The sequence below is a fragment of the Pseudomonas sp. B10 genome (assembly GCF_900156235.1).
Lineage (GTDB): Bacteria > Pseudomonadota > Gammaproteobacteria > Pseudomonadales > Pseudomonadaceae > Aquipseudomonas > Aquipseudomonas siliginis.
Map to the genome: position 1 here is coordinate 3,225,193 of NZ_LT707063.1, position 18,021 is coordinate 3,243,213.

Here is an 18,021-nt window from a genome sequence, read left to right on the forward strand (position 1 = left end):
TGTTGGGTTGTGGCTGCACCTGCTTGCCCGTTGGCGGGCGAGTAAGGCCAGTACTTCAAATTTCGATGAGGCTTAAATGCTCCAGCGAGCACTCAACAAACGTTCGTTCAGCAGGCCTGGCTCCAGCGGTTTCGGCCGGCGCGCCATGGCGCCGATGAACTGGTCCAGGGCCTCGTGTAACCGTTGCTCCAGGGCCGGCGCCAGTTGCGCGGCGGCACTGCCTTCGCCGTAAGCGATCTGGCTGTCCTCGGCGAAAATGCCCTGAAGCATTTCCTGCGCTTTGAGTGCCGACAGCACGGGCTTGAGGGCGTAATCGACCACCAGCATGTGGGCGATGCTGCCGCCGGTAGCCATCGGCAAGACAACCTTGTGATTCAAGGCACGCTCCGGCAGCAGATCCAACAGGGTCTTCAGCGCTCCGGAAAACGAGGCCTTGTACACCGGCGTGGCGATCAGCAGGCCATCGGAGTTTGCGATCTGTTGCAGCAGGTCGAGGACCTTCGGACTGTCGAAGCGCGCGTGGAGCAGATCCTCGGCCGGGAAGTCCCGCACCTGATAACTCACCACTTCCACCCCTTGCTGTTGCAACCAGCGTTGCGAGCGCTCCAGCAGCACCCCGGAACGGGAGCGCAGGCTGGGGCTGCCACCGAGTGAGACGACCAGCATTGCAGATTCCTTTAAGCGTTACGGGCGATTCGCAGGCTGCGATCTCGCTTCATTGGCAGTGACCTTACCAGCTGATTTATATATCCATAAATCATATTTATTCATTTGGTTATGCGTTTAAGAAATATGAAGATAAGCAGAATCCAGGCGAAAAAAAAGGCCGTCGAAACGGCCGAAATTCCCCTGCGTTGTGATTCTGGATTCTCAAGTGCCTGGGCTGACGCCTTCGCGAGCAGGCTCGCTCCCACAGGGGAATGCATTGCAAATGTGGGAGCGAGCCTGCTCGCGAAAGCGGCGGTGACTACACCGCAAATCTCATTTGTTCGGCTGCGGCGTCAGGCGCAGGTACGGTTTCACCGCGCGATAGCCTTTCGGGAAGCGCTGCTTGATCTCGTCCTCATCCTTGAGCGACGGCACGATCACCACTTCTTCACCGTCCTGCCAGTTGGCCGGGGTGGCGACCTTGTAGTTGTCGGTGAGCTGCAGCGAGTCGATCACCCGCAGGATCTCGTGAAAGTTGCGCCCGGTGCTCGCCGGGTAGGTGATGGTCAGGCGGATCTTCTTGTTCGGGTCGATGACGAACAGCGAACGCACGGTCAGCGTGTCATTGGCGTTCGGGTGGATCAGGTCGTAGAGATCGGAGACCTTGCGATCGGCATCGGCCAGGATCGGGAAATTGACGATGGTGTTCTGGGTTTCGTTGATGTCCTCGATCCACTTGTGGTGCGAGTCCACCGGGTCGACCGACAGCGCGATGGCCTTGACGCCACGCTGGCTGAATTCATCCTTGAGCTTGGCGGTGAAACCCAGCTCGGTGGTGCACACCGGAGTGAAATCCGCCGGATGGGAAAACAGCACGCCCCAGCTATCGCCCAGCCATTCGTGGAAACGAATCTTGCCGGCGCTGGAGTCCTGTTCGAAATCGGGGGCGATGTCGCCGAGTCTGAGGCTCATGATGCTGCTCCTGATGAGGGATGGGAGACAACAACTGTAGCTCGTGATCGATCAGCGTGAAAAAGAATAAATAACTAGTTATCTAGATCATTAGTGAATATTAAACATCTGTTCATTGGACACCGACCCGCATCGCGACGAACATCCAACGCAAGGTTCGAGAAGGCCTTGAGTTGCAGCAAAGAGGGAAATCGAGAAAGGCTTACGGGGGTGAGCCTGACTCGAAACGCAAAAGCCCCGTCCGGCGCGATGCCGGACGGGGCTTTTTTTGCTTCAGTTGCTCGGGCGCTATTACAGCAGTGGGATCGAGTAGCTGAGGATCAGGCGGTTTTCGTCCTGGTCACGTTGACCGGCGATATCGGTGCGCCACGAAGCGTTTTTCCACATGAAGCCCACGTTCTTCAACGGGCCTTCCGGAACAACATAGGCGACGGTCAGATCGCGTTCCCACTCGGAAGCGCCATTCGAAGTCTGGACGCGACCGGCGTTGTACGTATCGACGTTGTCGCCACGCAGGTAAACCATGCCAGCAGTCAGGCCAGGCACGCCAACCTTGGCGAAATCATACGAGTAGCGCGCTTGCCAAGTGCGCTCGCCGGCACGGTTGAACTTCTGGATCTGCATGTCGGTGATGGTGTAGTTCGACGAACCGTCGCCTTGGTTCAGCCACGGGAAGTCGCTGCTGCCATTGCTGACCTGATAACCGCCACCAAATGTGTGACCAGCAACGGTGTACAGGAACAGGCCGCTGTACAGGTTGTTGTCGACTTTACCTTTGCCGCTTGCCGCGTGGCTGTAGGCGCCAGAACTGAAGTACGCTGGGTCGTGGCCATTTGCGCCGTCGTCCGAACTGTTGAAGTAACGGAAGTCAGACTTCAGCACGCCCGGACCGATGGACCAGTTATGAACCAGGCCAAGAAAGTGTTGTTTGTAGAAATCTTCGAGGTTGCCGTAGTAGTACTGGGCAGTCAGATCTTTAGTGATCTTGTAATCACCACCCGCATAAATGAACTTGTTGCTATCGCGGAAGTTCGGACCGCGAGAGTTGGCACCGCCAATGCTCAGCTGTTCATTGTTGCTGGAGTTACGACCTTTGACGTGCTCGATCTGACCACCAACCAACGTCAGGTCCTTGATCTCGCCGGACGTAATCTGCCCACCTTGCCAGGTTTGTGGCAGCAGACGACCATCGTTGGTGACGATGACCGGGTTCTTCGGCTGCAAGGTACCCAGCTTCAGCTCAGTCTGAGAGATCTTGGCTTTGGCAGTCAGACCCAGGCTAGAGAAGTTGTCCACGGCTTTACCGTTGGACTCGCTCGGGAACACGGTGCCGCCGTAAGCGGTGCCGCTGTTGCCGTTGGTACCGCCACCCGAATCCAGGCGAATGCCCATCAGGCCAATGGCATCAATACCGAAGCCGACGGTGCCTTGGGTGTAACCGGAGATGAAACGCAGATCGAAACCTTGGCCCCACTCTTCGTTCTTGTTAGCCCCAGTACCGCTACGGTTATCAGTGTTGATATAGAAGTTACGCAGCCCCAGAGTAGCCTTGCTGTCTTCGATGAAACCGGCGGCGCCTGCCTGCTGCGCCATAACCCCTACGGCCACAGCCAGGGCCAAGGTGGACTTGTTCATGTATCGCTCCTCTCGTTTCTAATTTCCGCTTTTTTACTGTCGGTTTCGGATCTATTGCCCGAAATCCTCAATGCTTGCTCGCGGTGGACCGTTTCCCCCCCAGTCAACGCCGCGAAAGAATACCCCGGCATAGTCCAGAAAAGAATTTCTTCGCTCTTTTTCAGAGCATCCAGGCATATATAAAAGCAACGCAGACTGGAGGTATCGGCTTCAATACCGATTCCTGAACCCTTCAAGTTGTCGAGCGACAAAAATGCCAAAACACCGCAGCGTCTTTGAACGCCGGACTGGCCTACTTTAGGCTTTCGCTGGAGAACATAAAAAGAATAAAAAAATTCATATTGCTTTGATTTTGGAATATAGAAAAATGCCCAAAAAAAACCTTGCCGAACGGCAAGGTTTTTTCAGGACTTGTTACAGGAAGCTATAGGTGTAGTTGAAGATCAAGCGTGTCTGATCCTGATCGGCAATATTGATTTCGCTGCCGCGATAAACACCATTGCGCAATGTCACACCAAAACCTTTAAGAGCACCCTGCTGCACGGTGTAATCGATGCGCATGTCCCGCTCCCACTCGGACATATCGCTGCCGGTGCCATTGGTTGCCTTGATGTTGTCGCCATGCAGATAAGCGATCGAGGCTTTGAGGCCCGGTACACCCAGACCCGCGAAGTCGTAGGAGTACTGACCGAAGGTGGTGTTTTCACCGGCCCGAACGAAACCGTTGATCATGGAATCGGTGAACAGGTAGAAACTGGCACCACCGGCACCTTCAGGGCGACCGTTGCCATCGACCACGTTGCCTTGGTTCAGGTAGACGAAGCCGCCGTCATCGTTGACGCGTTGATGACCGAGCAAGAATGCATTGCCACCCAGGGTGTAAGTGAACATGGCGCTCCAGGTCTTGTTATCGACCTCGCCCGGGTTCTTGGCATAACCACCGTTGTTATTGAAGCGGTAGCCTGCGTCCCCGTTCTTGCCATCGGAGCTGCTGTCGAAATAGCGGATGTCGGTCTTGAACGATTGGTTGGTGCTGATTGGAAACACATGTACCAAACCGAAGAAGTTCTGCTTGTAATAGTCCTGCAGATTCGAGTGGTAGTACTGCAGGGTCAGGTCTTTGGTGACCTTCCAGTCGGCACCGGCATAGCGGAACTGGTTGCTGTCCTCGGTACCACCCGCTACCGCCAGGCCGGTGGTATTGGAAGAAGCCCGACCTGCGGCGTGTTCCAGTTGACCCGCGTTGAAGGTGACGTTGTCGATTTCCTTCGAAGTGATGGTCCCGCCTTCGAAAGTCTGTGGCAACAGACGGCTGTCGTTGGCAACGAGAATCGGCATGTTTGGCTGCAAGGCACCACCGTAGTGGGCCTCTGTCTTCGAGAAACGCGCTTTGACGTTGCCTGCCACTCGGCTCCACTCGTCAACGGCTGAACCGTCGCTGTCGCTTGGGAAGAATGTGTTGGAGTCCGGGTGATGCCCCTTGCCGCCATCAAGGTGAATACCCACCAATGCCTGCGCATCGAAACCAAAACCGACGGTACCTTGTGTAAAGCCCGACAGATAATCGAACTTCAGTCCCTCGGCAGTTTCTCTTTGATCCGCACCACCGTCACGGTTATCGTTGTTGAAATACATGGTGCGCGAACTGACGGTAGCCTTACTGTCTTCGATGAAACCGGCGGCGCCTGCCTGCTGCGCCATAACCCCTATGGCCACAGCCACGGCCAAGGTGGACTTGTTCATTATCTAGCTCCTCTCTTATTTCTAATTTTTGTATGCCTGGCCCCGGATTGATGCCGTGGTGCCGAAGGTTCACGATTAGCACCAGAGCGTGACCCACAAGTCAATCGTAACTATGTGTGTCTACGACCAAGGTCTAAGGTGGTTTTTTTTCGTCCATGCAAAGTCACGATTTCGTCATGACTCTGAAAAGAATGAATGCTTCTTTTCTAATACCCTTTAGGAATTTCGCCGACCTGGCGCGCCTTTCGCTTTCACCGCGCCAGTGCCCAAAAAATTCCTAAAAGCACTCAGGCATCCCAGTCAACCGATCTGCACTGTCACAAAATCGAAGTGATTCCTTCTCATCCCGCGCGATCAAGCGCGCACTATCCAATTCAATTGTTACAGTTTGTGTATCGTTCGCATTACTGCAAAACTTTTTCCACAGCCACGGTTTTACCCAGCCATGAGCATAAGCATCAGGCAGACAGGGTCTGGATTGGTGGATGGTTTGCGAGGAGATACGTCTTGCAACCGCGCCATCAGCGCACGGCTGAATAAAAACCCGGCCCTGCCGGCAATGCTGGCCGGGCCGCGGTTATCAGGTAGCGATCAAAGGGTCTTTTCGAAGATCTTCGAATTACGCTGGTAGTTGTACAGCGACGCCCGTGCCGCTGGCAGGCGTTCCACGCTGCTTGGCTCGAACCCGCGCTCGCGGAACCAGTGCGCGGTGCGCGTGGTGAGTACGAACAGGGTTTTCAGACCCTGCGCCCGCGCGCGGGTTTCGATGCGCTCGAGCAATTCGTCGCCGCGACCGCCATGGCGATACTCGGGATTCACCGCCAGACACGCCAGTTCGCCGGCATCGGAATCGGCAATCTGATACAACGCCGCACAGGCGATGATCATGCCTTCGCGCTCGACCACGCTGAACTGCTCGATCTCGCGCTCCAGCACTTCCCGCGAGCGGCGCACCAGAATGCCCTGCTCTTCCAGCGGACTGATCAGGTCGAGCAAACCGCCGACGTCTTCAATCGCCGCTTCGCGCACCAGTTCGAACTGCTCCTGCGCCACCAGCGTACCGCCACCGTCACGGGTGAACAGCTCCGTCAGCAGCGCGCCATCTTCGGCGTAACTGACGATATGACTGCGCGCAACGCCGCCTCGACAGGCTTCGGCGGCGGCATCAAGCAACTCCGCTTGATAGTTGCTCATGCCCAGACGCTGCAAATGTGCCGGCACTTGCTGAGGGCGCAGTTCGCGCACCAGTTTGCCGTTCTCGTCGATCAGGCCGAGCTCGGCGCCGAACAACAGCAGCTTGTCCGCGCCCAGATCAATCGCGGCGCGGGTGGCGACGTCTTCGCAGGCAAGGTTGAAGATCTCGCCGGTCGGCGAATAGCCCAGCGGCGACAGCAATACGATCGAGCGTTCATCGAGCAGGCGATTGATGCCCTTGCGGTCAACCCGACGCACTTCACCGGTGTGGTGATAGTCGACACCTTCCAGCACACCGATCGGCCGCGCGGTGACCAGGTTGCCGCTGGCCACGCGCAGGCGCGAGCCCTGCATCGGCGACGAGGCCATGTCCATCGACAGCCGTGCTTCGATGGCGATGCGCAACTGGCCGACCGCGTCGATCACACACTCCAGGGTCGCGGCATCGGTGATGCGCATGCCGTGATGGTAATGCGGGGTCAGGCCACGGGCGGCGAGGCGGGTTTCGATCTGCGGGCGCGAGCCGTGCACCAGCACCAGACGCACGCCAAGACTGTGCAGCAAGACCAGGTCGTGGACGATATTGCCGAAATTCGGATGCTCGACGCCGTCGCCGGGCAGCATGACGACGAAGGTGCAATCGCGGTGGGCATTGATGTAAGGGGACGCGTGGCGAAGCCAATTGACGTATTCGGGCATGAACCTGGGCCTGTAATAAAGAGCAGCCGAAAAAAGGGGCGAAACGAAAAACGCACAGCGGGCTGATGGTTATCGTCGGAACAGGCTTGGCGACACGCGCGCTCTCCTCATGAATACGGGTTGTAGTGCAGGCAATTTACCGGGTTGATGCAAGACATTTAACCCTGTGGGAGCGAGCCTGCTCGCGAAAACGGTGGATCAGGTTCATCAATGGCGACTGACGGAACGCTTTCGCGAGCAGGCTCGCTCCCACACAGGGCCGTCATCGTTCGTCTGTCGTCAGGCAGTAATGTTCAATCAACTGCCGAATCAGATGCACGGTAGGCTGCAAACGTGACATTTCAAGGTACTCGCCGGGTTGATGCGCGCAGGCAATGTCGCCGGGGCCGAGGACGATGGTTTCGCAGCCGAGGCGCTGAAGATAAGGCGCTTCGGTGCCGAACGCTACTGCTTCGGCGCGATGGCCGGTGAGCTTTTCGGCGATGCGCACCAGTTCGGCATCCTCGGACTGTTCGAACGGCGGCACTTCCGGGAACAGCGGTTTGTAATCGATTTTCACCTTATGCCGCTCGGCCACCGGGTTGAGCTTGCGCAGTATTTCCGCGCGCAGCACGCTCGGGTCCATGCCCGGCAGCGGCCGCAGGTCAAACTCCAGCGAACACTGGCCGCAGATGCGATTGGGGTTGTCGCCACCATGGATGCAGCCGAAGTTCATCGTCGGTTGCGGCACGCTGAACTGTGGATTGCTGAATTCACGCTGCCACAACAGGCGCAGGCCGCGCAGTTCGCCGATGGCATCGTGCATCGCTTCAAGGGCGCTGTGGCCCAGGCGCGGATCAGACGAGTGGCCGCTCTGCCCGAGGATGTCGATGCGCTCCATCATGATGCCTTTGTGCATGCGAATCGGCTTGAGCCCGGTCGGCTCGCCGATCACCGCCGCGCGGCCCAGCGGTTGCCCGGCCTCGGCCAGCGCGCGGGCGCCGGACATCGAGCTTTCTTCGTCGCAGGTGGCGAGGATCAGCAGCGGTTGCTTGAACGGCTGATCGAGCAGCGGCCGCACGGCTTCGATGATCAGCGCGAAGAAACCCTTCATGTCGCAGCTGCCCAGCCCGACCCAGCGACCGTCGACTTCGGTGAGCTTCAGCGGGTCGGTCTGCCACAACGCGTCGTCATAAGGTACGGTGTCGCTGTGCCCGGCCAGCACCAGGCCGCCGGGGCCGCTGCCGATACTGGCAAGCAGATTGAATTTGCCGGGGCTGACCTGCTGGATATCGCAGCTGAAACCCAGGTCACCGAGCCAGCCCGCCAGCAGATCGATGACGGCGCGGTTGGACTGGTCCAGGTTCGGTTGGGTACAGCTGACCGATGGCGCGGCAATCAGCGCGGCGAACTGGTCTTGCATGGACGGCAATGGCATCACTGACTCCAGGTCCCGGATTGAGGCCCACTATAGAACCATCCGGCGCGCGGAATAAACCGTCGCAGGGCGTAGGAAGTTTGACTCCTGTACACTGCACGGCCTTGGCAGCCACCCATTCCCCCGGCTGCGCTCCCGATTCTGGATGTTCCGGCCATGCAAAAAGAAACTGAAATCAAACTCCGCGTCAGCCGCGAAACCCTCGCTGCCCTGCGCGAGCACCCGCTGCTGAAGAAACGCAACAAAAGTGGCTGGGAACGCCGTGAGTTGATGAACCAGTATTTCGACACCCCCGAGCGCGACCTCGCCCAAGCCAAGGTCGCCCTGCGCCTGCGCAAGGACGGTGACGAAGTGATTCAGACCCTCAAGACCCGTGGCCAAAGCGTCGCCGGTCTGTCCGAGCGTAACGAGTACGACTGGAAACTGCCGAAAGCCAAGCTCGACGTAAAGAAACTCGACGGCGAATGCTGGCCCGAGGCACTGGCCGAGCTGGACAAGAAAACCCTCAAGCCGATCTTCACCACCGATTTCGTCCGCGAGCGCGCCGAAATCGCCTGGGGCCGTGGCAAGACCAAAGTGGTCATCGAAGCCGCGCTGGACCTCGGTCACGTAGTGGTTGGCAAGCAGAAGGAAGAGATCTGCGAGCTGGAACTGGAGCTGCGCGAAGGCGAGCCTGCCGCGTTGCTGGAACTGGCTGCCGAACTGGCCGAAACCCTGGCGCTGATGCCATGCGATATCAGCAAGGCCGAGCGTGGTTATCGCCTGCACGACGCCAACAGCTACTCGCTGAGCCTGCCAGCGCCGCAGCTGACCAGCGAAACCCGTCTCGACGACGCCTTCGCCGCGCTGAGCTGGCATCTGCTCGGCAGCAGCCAGCGTCTGGCCGAACAATATCGCTTCAACGGCCACTGGCGTCTGTTGCAGGACTGGGTCGAGAACCTCGCGGAAATGCGCGCCCTGCTCAGCAGCCTCGGCCAGGCTGCGCCGCGTCAGTCGACCCACGATTTGCGCGTGGCCCTCGATGCCTTGCTGGAAGACTGGCGCCCGTTGGTGCAGGTCGGCATCGAAGACGAAGACGTGCGCAAGGCCGCGCCGGAGCAGTTCCTCGAAGAGCTGGAAGACCCGCGCTGGGGCCAGTTCTCGCTGAACGCTTCACGCTGGCTGCTGGCCCGCACCTGGACTGCCGACCGCAACACCCGTGGCAACCGTCAGGGTGACGCGCAACTGCACAGCTGGCTGCCGCGTCTGCTGGGCGAAGAAGCCACTGCTCTGCAGTTGCAGCGCTACCAGCAGCAGCCGGAAGATCTTGCTGAACAACTGCCGCGTATCGAGCGCATTCAGGTCTGGTTGCACCATGCGCGCAACGTGCTGGACATCCCGGAAATGGATCGTCTGTACGGTGAGCTGAACAAACTGGCGCAACTGGCCAACGAGCCGACCATCACCGACGAACTGCTTGATGCGCGCAAGCATCAGGCGATTGCGGTGTACCAGAATCGCGCCTGGAAAATCCTCCTGCGCAGCTAAACACCTTCCCACCTGATCGTTCCCACGCTCTGCGTGGGAACGCCTCAATGGACGCTCTGCGTCCGCTTTGGGACGCAGAGCGTCCCGGGCTGCATTCCCACGCGGAGCGTGGGAACGATCAAGCGGGGACTGCTGCGCAGCCCAGCGGGGATAAATCCCCTCGCCACAAAGGCCATCCGCACTAGACCGGCAGGCTGGTGGTGGACTTGATCTCCGACAGCGCCACAATCGAATTCACTTCCTGTATCCCCGGCACCAGCGACAGCTTCTCGAAGAAGAACCGCTCGTACGCCTCGATGTCCGCCGCGACAATGCGCAGCATGAAATCCACCGCTCCCATCAGCACATAACACTCCAGCACTTCCGGAAAGCCGCGAATCGCCTCGGTGAATTCGGTGAAGTTCGAACGCCCATGAGCGTTGAGTTTGATCTCGGCAAAGATCTGCGTGTTCAGGCCGATCTTCTTGCGATCCAGCAAGGTCACCTGCCCGCGAATGATGCCCTCCTCCTTCATCCGCTGAATCCGCCGCCAGCACGGCGATTGCGACAGGCCGACCTGCTCGGCGATCTGCGCGCTCGACAGTGAAGCGTCTTCCTGCAGCAAGGCGAGGATCTTGCGGTCGTAGGCGTCCAGTTCGCTGTGCATAAAAAATCCTCAGAGATCAGCTTTCACGAATCAATTCTTTCGATAAATCTGTTCAGACGCCGATCATAGCCAAGAAATACCCCGCACCGAATGTAAAAATTTCTCCAGTGACCTTGGAGATTCACCATGCCGCACCTTGAAGCCGTGAACAGCGCCCCCACCCGCGCCGATGTCTGGAACGTCGATAACGCCCACTGCCTGGCGCAGTACCGAATTCTTGCCGAAGCCGAGCCGGATCTGCTGGTACGGGTGCTGAATCTGTTCGCTTTGCAGTTTCTGACGCCGGAGCAGGTCAATGTCCAGCGCCAGGACGATCTGCTGTCGATCGACCTCCTCATGAGCGGCCTGAGCTGGCATCGCGCGCAGGTGATCGCGGAGAAACTGCGCAACCTGATCAGCGTCTGCGCGGTGGACCTGCACAACCCCGACGCCGCGTGGCAAGCGCCCGCCCAGGCGGCCGGCTGACAAATCCGGCAACGGCTTCGTCGGGTAGTGGCCCAACGGTCAGCGGGGCCACGACTATCCTTTTGCGCATGACGCTTAATAAGGAAAGCCGCATGTCCGTTCAATTTGTCACTCAGGACCGCTGGCTGGACCTCAATGATGTGTTACGGGAACTGGTCGCCCAAGGCTTCATCTGCCAGGACGCGGCGGAACAGGCGCTCAATGCCCGCCGTCGCCATGCTGCTCACGGGCAGATGCATCCGATGGAATTCATCGCCAGCCAGCAACTCGACGACCTCAGCCGTCCGGGCAAACATCTGGATCTGGAAAGCCTCACCCTGTGGCTGGCGCAACAGGCCGGTCAGCCGTATTTGCGCATTGATCCGCTGAAAATCAATGTCGCGGCGATCACGCCGCTGATGTCTTACGCCTTCGCGCAACGGCACAAGATTCTCGCCGTCGCCGTGGACCGCGACTCGGTCACCGTGGCCAGCGCTCAGCCCTACGTCAGCGGTTGGGAAGCTGACCTGACCCACGTATTGAAGCTGCCGATCAAACGGGTCGTGGCCAACCCTGTCGACATCCAGCGCTTCAGCGTCGAGTTTTTCCGGCTGGCCAAATCGGTCAGCGGCGCCAGCAATGCCGACGCCCAAGGCGGCAACCTCGGCAATTTCGAACAACTGCTCAACCTCGGCGCCAGCGATCAGGAACCGGACGCCAACGACGCACACATCGTCAACATCGTCGACTGGCTGTTCCAGTACGCCTTCCAGCAGCGCGCCAGCGATATCCACATCGAACCGCGCCGCGAGCACGGCACCGTGCGCTTTCGCATCGACGGCGTGTTGCACAACGTCTATCAATTCCCGCCGCAAGTGACCATGGCGATTGTCAGCCGCCTGAAAAGCCTCGGCCGCATGAACGTCGCGGAAAAGCGCAAACCCCAGGATGGCCGGGTCAAGACCAAGACCCCGGACGGCGGCGAAGTGGAGTTGCGTCTGTCGACCTTGCCGACAGCGTTCGGCGAAAAAATGGTCATGCGGATTTTCGACCCGGAAGTGCTGCTGAAAAATTTCGACCAGTTGGGTTTCAGCGCCGACGACCTGCGGCGCTGGCAGGACATGACCCGCCAGCCCAACGGCATCATTCTGGTCACCGGGCCGACCGGTTCGGGCAAGACCACCACCCTGTACACCACGCTGAAAAAACTGGCGACGCCGGAGGTCAACCTCTGCACCATCGAGGACCCGATCGAAATGGTCGAGCCGGCCTTCAACCAGATGCAGGTGCAGCACAACATCGAACTGACCTTCGCCGCCGGGGTGCGCGCGCTGATGCGGCAGGACCCGGACATCATCATGATCGGCGAGATCCGCGATCTGGAAACTGCGGAAATGGCGATTCAGGCCGCGCTCACCGGGCACTTGGTGTTGTCCACCCTGCACACCAACGATGCACCAAGCGCCATCAGCCGTTTGCTCGAACTCGGTGTGCCGCATTACCTGATCAAAGCCACCTTGCTCGGCGTCATGGCTCAGCGTCTGGTGCGCACCTTGTGCCCGCACTGCAAGGCGCCGCTGACGCTCGAAGATGAAGACTGGCAAACCCTGACCCGACCCTGGCAGGCGCCGCTGCCGAGCAATGCGCAACGGGCGATCGGCTGCCTGGAATGCCGCGACACCGGCTATCGCGGCCGCGCCGGCGTGTACGAAATCATGCAACTGAGCGACAGCCTCAAAGCGCTGATCACCCCGGACACCGACCTCACCGCGATCAGGCGTCAGGCATTCAAGGAAGGCATGCGCAGCCTGCGCCTGTCCGGCGCGCAAAAAGTTGCGGTGGGGCTGACCACGGTGGAAGAAGTGCTGCGGGTGACGCCGCAAAGTGAGTTGAAATAATTCAGCACGGAACTGGATCGAGGGATCGGCTATCCAACGCCGTAGTCAATCCCAGGAGTCACCTCATCATGCGTCTCAAACTCGCTGTCGCCACCTTGGCCCTGCTGTCGCTTCCCGTTGGTTCGGCCATGGCGGACAGCTTTTGGCGTAACGTCATCTCCTCCGGCGCCACCACCGGCTCGACCTACCTGACGTTCAAGGATCACAAGTTGATCGTCGCCGCCCAGGACGACGCCGGCAGCTTCGTCGCCAGCGACGGCGGCATCCGTGGCCCGTACCTGGAAGCAGCGATGCAGAAAGTCCGCGCCGACAACCCGGGCCTGCAGGCTTCGGACATGGAACTGGCGAACGCGATTCTGGCGAAGAACGCCGTGGCTTCCGAGTAAGCCTCGCACCCTCAAAAATGCCGCTCGATCGAGCGGCATTTTTTTGCCCGGATTACCGCCTCACCACCATCCCTTGTGGGAGCGAGCCTGCTCGCGAAAGCGGTGAGTCAGTCACCGCAAATGCCGGCTGGACGATTGCTTTCGCGAGCAAGCTCGCTCCCACAGGGGCGGTGGTGGTTTAGAGATCAGCGGTAATCCTCCACCGGCACACACGCGCAATACAGATTGCGATCGCCGTAAACGTTATCCACCCGATTCACCGCCGGCCAATATTTGTGCAAGCGTGTGTGCGCATCCGGGGTGATGGCCTGTTCGACACTGTAGGGTCGCTCCCAGACTCCAGTGACATCGGCCAAGGTATGCGGCGCGCGTTTGAGCGGGTTGTCTTCGCCCGGCCAGTTGCCCTTCTGCACTTCATTGATCTCGGCGCGAATGCTCAGCATCGCCGCGATGAAGCGGTCGAGCTCTGCCTTGGATTCGCTCTCGGTCGGCTCGACCATCAAGGTACCCGGTACCGGGAAGGACATGGTCGGCGCGTGGAAACCGTAATCCATCAGCCGCTTGGCGACGTCTTCCTCGCTGATGCCGGTCTGCGCCTTCAGTGGGCGCAGATCAAGAATGCATTCATGCGCCACCCGGCCGTTGCGCCCGGTGTAGAGCACCGGAAACGCGCCGGATAAATGCTGCGCCAGATAATTCGCCGCCAGAATCGCCACCTCGCTGGCGTCCGCCAGTTGCGGGCCCATCATGGCGATATACATCCAACTGATCGGCAAAATGCTCGCACTGCCCCACGGTGCTGCGCTGACTGCGCCGTTCTGCGCCAGCGGCCCGTCAATCGGCACCACCGGATGGTTGGCGACGAACGGCGCCAGATGCGCACGAACCCCGATCGGCCCCATGCCCGGCCCGCCGCCGCCATGGGGAATGCAGAAGGTCTTGTGCAGGTTCATGTGCGACACGTCGGCGCCAATGTCCGCCGGTCTGGCCAAGCCGACCTGGGCATTGAGATTGGCGCCATCCATGTACACCTGGCCGCCGTGCTGGTGAATCACTGCGCAGATGTCGCTGATGCCCTCCTCGTAGACCCCATGGGTCGACGGATAGGTCGCCATCAGGCACGACAACTTGTTCCCGGCCTCCGCGGCTTTTAGCTGCAAATCATCCAGATCGACGTTGCCCGCCTCATCGCATTCGACAATCACCACACGCATCCCGGCCATCTGCGCCGACGCTGGATTGGTCCCGTGGGCCGACGACGGAATCAGGCAGATATCTCGCGCGCCCTCCCCTCGGCTCTCGTGATATTTACGGATCGCCAGGAGCCCGGCGTATTCGCCCTGGGCGCCGGAGTTGGGCTGCATGCAGATCGCATCGAAACCGGTAATCGCGCAGAGCCAACGCTCAAGCTCTTCGATCATCAGCGTGTAACCGACAGCCTGCTCCCTCGGCACAAACGGATGCAGATGGGCGAACTGCGGCCAGGTGATCGGGATCATCTCGCTGGTGGCGTTGAGCTTCATCGTGCACGAGCCCAGCGGAATCATCGATTGGTTGAGTGCCAGATCCTTGTTTTCCAGTTGCTTGAGGTAACGCAGCATCTCGGTTTCGCTGTGGTGGGCGTTGAACACCGGATGTTGCAGGTACGGCGTGCTGCGCTGGAGTTCGACGGGAATTCCCGAGGCGATGTCCTGCGCATCAAGCGCATCAACACTCAGGCCGTGATCAGCCCCGAGCAGCACGTCGAACAGTTTTGCCACGGTGTGTTCGTCACAGGTCTCATCCAGACTCAGACCGACGCGGCCGCGACCGAGAATGCGCAGGTTGATCTGCGCTGCCTGAGCACTTTCGATGATCGCCGTTTGCGCACCGCCGACCTCCAGTGTCAGGGTGTCGAAGAACTGCCTGTTGAGCCGTTTGATGCCGTTGCGCTCGAGTCCCGCCGCAAGGAGGCAGGTCAGGCGATGCACGCGCTGGGCGATACGCTTCAAACCCTCCGGGCCGTGATACACCGCGTAGCAACTGGCGATATTGGCTAGCAGCACCTGCGCGGTGCAGATGTTCGAATTGGCTTTCTCGCGGCGGATGTGTTGCTCGCGGGTCTGCAGGGCCATGCGCAGCGCGACGTTGCCGCGAGCATCTTTCGACACACCGATGATCCGCCCCGGAATCGCCCGTTTGTATTCCTCGCGGCTGGCGAAAAACGCCGCGTGCGGGCCGCCATAACCCATCGGCACCCCGAAACGCTGGGACGAACCGAACACCACATCGGCACCCAACTCACCCGGCGGCGTCAGCACCAGCAGGCTGAGCAAATCGGTGGCGACGCAGGCCAGGGCCTGTTGTGCGTGCAGGTGGTTGATCAAGGGTTTGAGATCGCGGATTTCGCCGTGGGTGTCGGGGTATTGCAGCAGCGCGCCGAACACCTCGTGCTGCGCCAGATTATCCACCGCGTCTACGATCAGTTCGAAGCCGAAACCTTCTGCTCGGGTCTGTACCACGGAGAGGGTTTGCGGATGGCAGTTCTCGTCAACAAAGAACAGATTGCTCTTCGACTTCGCCACGCGCTTGGCCAACGCCATGGCTTCGGCCGCTGCGGTGGCCTCATCGAGCAGCGAGGCGTTGGCCAGTTCCAGGCCGGTGAGGTCGATGGTCAGTTGCTGAAAATTGAGCAGCGCTTCGAGCCGGCCCTGGGCGATCTCTGGTTGATATGGGGTGTACGCGGTGTACCAGCCGGGATTTTCCAGCACGTTGCGCAAAATGACGGTTGGCGTGACGGTGCCGTGGTAGCCCATACCGATCAGGCTGGTGAACAGCTGATTCTGCTCGGCATAACCGCGCAGCTTCGCCAGTGCAGCCTGTTCGTCGAGAGCCGGCGGCAGATCCAATGCGCGATTGAAGCGAATCCCCGGCGGCACGGTCTGCTCGATCAGCTCGGCGCGACTGCCCAGGCCGAGGCTATCGAGCATCGCCTGCTGCTCGGCGGCATCCGGGCCGAGGTGGCGGCGCAGAAAGGCTTCGGGATCGCGTAACTGGCTCAGGGACGGCGACTGGGACATGACGGGCTCTCCTGGCTGGCGCTTGGCGTCAATCGACACGGTCAAACCAGCATAGCAGGCGAATTTTCAAGATCACGCCGCCCCTGTGGGAGCGAGCCTGCTCGCGAAAGCGGTGTTTCAGAAACCTTGGCATTGACTGATATGGCGCTTTCGCGAGCGGGCTCGCTCCCACAAAGGGATATTCGTCGCCCATAAAAAAGCCCCGACGAATCGGGGCTTTGGGTGTTGCCGGCAACTTACTCGCCGATCACAGCCTTGTACCCAGCAGCATCGAGCAGCTTGTCCAGCTCGGCCTTGTCGCTTGGCTTGAGCTTGAAGATCCACGCGCCGTACGGGTCGGAGTTCAGCAGTTCAGGCGAGCCACCCAGATCTTCGTTGATCGCGATGACCTCACCGCTGACCGGGGCGTAGATGTCGGAGGCGGCTTTCACCGACTCGACCACGCCGGATTGCTCACCGGCGGCGAACACCTTGCCGACTTCGGTCAGTTCGACGAACACCACGTCGCCAAGCGCTTCCTGCGCGTGATCGCTGATGCCCACGGTGACGGTGCCGTCGGTTTCCAGACGCGCCCATTCATGACTTTCGGCAAAACGCAGTTCGGCAGGGATATCGCTCATCTTCGGTTCCTCGGAAATTGGTCAGCGGTCATGCCCGCCAGAAAAGGTTAGATCAAGGTTTTGCCATGGCGCACGAAGGTCGGTTTGACCACTCGCACCGGATACCACTTGCCACGGATTTCCACTTCGGCGCGGTCGGCGGTTGCCATCGGTACACGCGCCAGGGCAATCGATTTGCTCAGCGTAGGAGAGAAACTACCACTGGTGATCTCCCCTTCGCCAACATCGGCGATGCGAACCACTTGGTGAGCGCGCAAAACCCCGCGCTCTTCCAGCACCAGACCGACCAGTTTGTGCGCCACGCCGGTGGCTTTTTCCGCCTCCAGCGCCGCACGGCCGATGAACTGCCGCGAGGCCGGCTCCCAGGCGATGCTCCAGGCCATGTTCGAGGCCAGCGGTGAAACGTCCTGATGAATGTCCTGACCGTACAGGTTCATTCCGGCCTCGACACGCAAGGTGTCGCGAGCACCGAGGCCGATCGGCGAAATACCCGCACCGACCAGATCGTTGAAGAAACCCGGCGCCTGATTCGCGGGCAGGCAGATTTCCAGGCCATCCTCGCCGGTGTAACCGGTACGCGCGATGAACCAGTCGCCGTCGATGGCGCCTTCGAAAGGTTTGAGTTGCTGGATCAGCGTGGCGCGGGACTGGGTGACCAGTTCGGCAATCTTGTGCCGGGCCTGCGGGCCCTGGATGGCGAGCATCGCCAGCTCGGCGCGCTCGTGCAGTAGCACGTCGTAGGCGCCGAGCTGGGCGTTCATCCAGGCCAGATCCTGATCGCGGGTCGAGGCGTTGAACACCAGCCGGTACGCGTCGTCGAGGCGATAGACGATCATGTCGTCGACGATACCGCCGCGCTCATTGAGCATGGTGCTGTACAACGCCCGGCCGGGGCTGTGCAGACGTTCGACGTCGTTGGCCAGCAAATGCTGGAGCCAGGCCTTGGCCTGGGCGCCGGTGACATCGATCACGGTCATATGGGAAACATCGAACACCCCGCAATCGCGGCGCACTTCGTGGTGCTCCTCGACCTGCGAGCCGTAATGCAGTGGCATGTCCCAACCGCCAAAATCGACCATCTTCGCGCCGAGCGCGAGGTGCAGGTCATACAGAGGCGTACGCTGTCCCATGGG

The 18,021-nt window shown here is 59.9% G+C and carries 14 protein-coding genes; 4 read left to right on the forward strand and 10 right to left on the reverse strand.

Annotation, left to right across the window (positions count from 1 at the left end; genetic code table 11):
• Positions 1 to 72: 72 nt before the first annotated feature.
• The 6 genes from ssuE to argE all read right to left on the reverse strand — a co-directional run bounded on the left by ssuE (position 73) and on the right by argE (position 8,308).
• The gene (gene ssuE, locus BXA01_RS14665) at positions 73 to 666 is read right to left on the reverse strand and encodes an NADPH-dependent FMN reductase (protein WP_076564489.1); all 594 of its coding nucleotides are present in this window, start codon (positions 664 to 666) and stop codon (positions 73 to 75) included.
• 315 nt (positions 667 to 981) lie between these two features.
• The gene (locus BXA01_RS14670; protein WP_024014725.1) at positions 982 to 1,620 is read right to left on the reverse strand and encodes a peroxiredoxin; all 639 of its coding nucleotides are present in this window, start codon (positions 1,618 to 1,620) and stop codon (positions 982 to 984) included.
• Positions 1,621 to 1,911: 291 nt separating this feature from the next.
• Entirely contained in the window at positions 1,912 to 3,255 is a 1,344-nt protein-coding gene (locus BXA01_RS14675; RefSeq protein ID WP_076564490.1) for an OprD family porin, read from the reverse strand.
• 414 nt (positions 3,256 to 3,669) lie between these two features.
• On the reverse strand, positions 3,670 to 4,998 hold the full coding sequence (locus BXA01_RS14680; protein WP_076564491.1) for an OprD family porin: 1,329 nt from the start codon (positions 4,996 to 4,998) through the stop codon (positions 3,670 to 3,672).
• A 591-nt stretch (positions 4,999 to 5,589) separates the two neighbouring features.
• A complete protein-coding gene (gene argA, locus BXA01_RS14685) occupies positions 5,590 to 6,891 on the reverse strand; it encodes an amino-acid N-acetyltransferase (RefSeq protein ID WP_016772647.1) in 1,302 nt (433 codons plus the stop codon).
• Positions 6,892 to 7,153: 262 nt separating this feature from the next.
• Positions 7,154 to 8,308, reverse strand: coding sequence for an acetylornithine deacetylase (argE, locus tag BXA01_RS14690; protein ID WP_076564492.1), 1,155 nt, complete (start codon positions 8,306 to 8,308; stop codon positions 7,154 to 7,156).
• Between the two features lie 156 nt (positions 8,309 to 8,464).
• Between argE and BXA01_RS14695 the strand changes: the two genes are divergently transcribed.
• Positions 8,465 to 9,835: a CYTH domain-containing protein gene (locus tag BXA01_RS14695; RefSeq protein ID WP_024014729.1), complete on the forward strand. Its 1,371-nt coding sequence runs from the start codon at positions 8,465 to 8,467 to the stop codon at positions 9,833 to 9,835.
• A gap of 181 nt (positions 9,836 to 10,016) precedes the next feature.
• Here the strand turns inward: BXA01_RS14695 and BXA01_RS14700 are convergent, their stop codons facing one another.
• Positions 10,017 to 10,481 (reverse strand): Lrp/AsnC family transcriptional regulator, encoded by a 465-nt coding sequence (locus tag BXA01_RS14700; protein ID WP_024014730.1) that lies wholly within the window; start codon positions 10,479 to 10,481, stop codon positions 10,017 to 10,019.
• Between the two features lie 126 nt (positions 10,482 to 10,607).
• On the opposite strand from BXA01_RS14700, the gene BXA01_RS14705 reads away from it, so the two are divergent.
• The 3 genes from BXA01_RS14705 (at position 10,608) to BXA01_RS14715 (ending at position 13,209) form a co-directional block, all read left to right on the forward strand.
• Positions 10,608 to 10,946, forward strand: coding sequence for a hypothetical protein (locus BXA01_RS14705; RefSeq protein ID WP_076564493.1), 339 nt, complete (start codon positions 10,608 to 10,610; stop codon positions 10,944 to 10,946).
• Between the two features lie 92 nt (positions 10,947 to 11,038).
• Positions 11,039 to 12,823 (forward strand): GspE/PulE family protein, encoded by a 1,785-nt coding sequence (locus BXA01_RS14710; protein WP_076564494.1) that lies wholly within the window; start codon positions 11,039 to 11,041, stop codon positions 12,821 to 12,823.
• A 65-nt stretch (positions 12,824 to 12,888) separates the two neighbouring features.
• Positions 12,889 to 13,209 carry a DUF2388 domain-containing protein gene (locus tag BXA01_RS14715; protein ID WP_172667868.1) on the forward strand — a complete coding sequence of 107 codons (321 nt, stop codon included), beginning with the start codon at positions 12,889 to 12,891 and terminating at the stop codon, positions 13,207 to 13,209.
• A gap of 185 nt (positions 13,210 to 13,394) precedes the next feature.
• On the opposite strand, the gene gcvP is transcribed toward BXA01_RS14715, so the two are convergent.
• The 3 genes from gcvP to gcvT all read right to left on the reverse strand — a co-directional run bounded on the left by gcvP (position 13,395) and on the right by gcvT (position 18,018).
• Entirely contained in the window at positions 13,395 to 16,268 is a 2,874-nt protein-coding gene (gene gcvP / locus BXA01_RS14720) for an aminomethyl-transferring glycine dehydrogenase (protein ID WP_076564495.1), read from the reverse strand.
• A 236-nt stretch (positions 16,269 to 16,504) separates the two neighbouring features.
• A complete protein-coding gene (gcvH, locus tag BXA01_RS14725) occupies positions 16,505 to 16,888 on the reverse strand; it encodes a glycine cleavage system protein GcvH (protein WP_076564496.1) in 384 nt (127 codons plus the stop codon).
• A 47-nt stretch (positions 16,889 to 16,935) separates the two neighbouring features.
• Positions 16,936 to 18,018 carry a glycine cleavage system aminomethyltransferase GcvT gene (gene gcvT, locus BXA01_RS14730; protein ID WP_076564497.1) on the reverse strand — a complete coding sequence of 361 codons (1,083 nt, stop codon included), beginning with the start codon at positions 18,016 to 18,018 and terminating at the stop codon, positions 16,936 to 16,938.
• Positions 18,019 to 18,021 lie beyond the last annotated feature (3 nt).

What these genes read in the sequence shown, in the direction of transcription:
- BXA01_RS14710 (WP_076564494.1), top strand. Translation starts at nt 11,039, where the DNA reads ATGTCCGTTCAATTTGTCACTCAGGACCGCTGGCTGGACCTCAATGAT.
- gcvT (WP_076564497.1), bottom strand. Translation starts at nt 18,018, where the DNA reads ATGGGACAGCGTACGCCTCTGTATGACCTGCACCTCGCGCTCGGCGCG.
- BXA01_RS14705 (WP_076564493.1), top strand. Translation starts at nt 10,608, where the DNA reads ATGCCGCACCTTGAAGCCGTGAACAGCGCCCCCACCCGCGCCGATGTC.
- BXA01_RS14680 (WP_076564491.1), bottom strand. Translation starts at nt 4,998, where the DNA reads ATGAACAAGTCCACCTTGGCCGTGGCTGTGGCCATAGGGGTTATGGCG.
- BXA01_RS14695 (WP_024014729.1), top strand. Translation starts at nt 8,465, where the DNA reads ATGCAAAAAGAAACTGAAATCAAACTCCGCGTCAGCCGCGAAACCCTC.
- argE (WP_076564492.1), bottom strand. Translation starts at nt 8,308, where the DNA reads ATGCCATTGCCGTCCATGCAAGACCAGTTCGCCGCGCTGATTGCCGCG.
- argA (WP_016772647.1), bottom strand. Translation starts at nt 6,891, where the DNA reads ATGCCCGAATACGTCAATTGGCTTCGCCACGCGTCCCCTTACATCAAT.
- gcvP (WP_076564495.1), bottom strand. Translation starts at nt 16,268, where the DNA reads ATGTCCCAGTCGCCGTCCCTGAGCCAGTTACGCGATCCCGAAGCCTTT.
- BXA01_RS14700 (WP_024014730.1), bottom strand. Translation starts at nt 10,481, where the DNA reads ATGCACAGCGAACTGGACGCCTACGACCGCAAGATCCTCGCCTTGCTG.
- BXA01_RS14670 (WP_024014725.1), bottom strand. Translation starts at nt 1,620, where the DNA reads ATGAGCCTCAGACTCGGCGACATCGCCCCCGATTTCGAACAGGACTCC.
- gcvH (WP_076564496.1), bottom strand. Translation starts at nt 16,888, where the DNA reads ATGAGCGATATCCCTGCCGAACTGCGTTTTGCCGAAAGTCATGAATGG.
- BXA01_RS14675 (WP_076564490.1), bottom strand. Translation starts at nt 3,255, where the DNA reads ATGAACAAGTCCACCTTGGCCCTGGCTGTGGCCGTAGGGGTTATGGCG.
- ssuE (WP_076564489.1), bottom strand. Translation starts at nt 666, where the DNA reads ATGCTGGTCGTCTCACTCGGTGGCAGCCCCAGCCTGCGCTCCCGTTCC.